Source organism: Bacillus sp. EE-W1 (assembly GCF_009760835.1).
Taxonomy (GTDB): Bacteria; Bacillota; Bacilli; order Bacillales; family Bacillaceae_G; genus Bacillus_A; species Bacillus_A wiedmannii.
On record NZ_WIPE01000155.1, the window covers coordinates 1 to 544 of the forward strand.

Annotated in this window: 1 pseudogene; it reads right to left on the reverse strand. The window is 32.9% G+C overall.

Going from position 1 to position 544, the window contains the following annotated elements:
• Positions 1-544: pseudogene (locus GFJ36_RS28775) on the reverse strand (ABC transporter permease); the annotation flags it as partial.

The following is a 544-nucleotide window of genomic DNA, read 5'->3' on the forward strand; positions in this document are numbered from 1 at the left end:
TTTACGAAGCATTTGATAACGCGTAATATCGTTTGATGCACCAGATAGAATTTTAAACATTAAACAGCTTGCCATCATTGCTAAGAAAGCAATTCCTAAGAAGAAGCCCATAAATACTGTCCCGCTCGAAATGCCGTAAAAACCAGTATATATCGCGTATTTACTTGGTATATCATCAATTTTTAGATTTTTATATTTGGTTAACTGTAACTCGTCAATTTTTTCCCATTCTTTTGTGTATGTTAAGAAATTATCTGTTTTTCCAATGAATACACTACCTTCTGTATCTTTTAAGCTATCATATATTTTTTGATCGACAATTTTAATTGTTTGATCGGGATGCACATAAGAGGGCTCCAGCGTTCCGAAGGCATCTTTCCACTCTGCTGAAATTAAATTATCGGTATTTTTCGAAATCTCTCCTGTTGGTAGTTTTTCAGAAGCTCTTTTTTTCACTTTAGCAGGATCTTTTACTCCTTCTTTAATGTATTTAACATCCTTTACGAAAGGACGGTGTTTCTCTAAATCTTCTTTTACATAATAA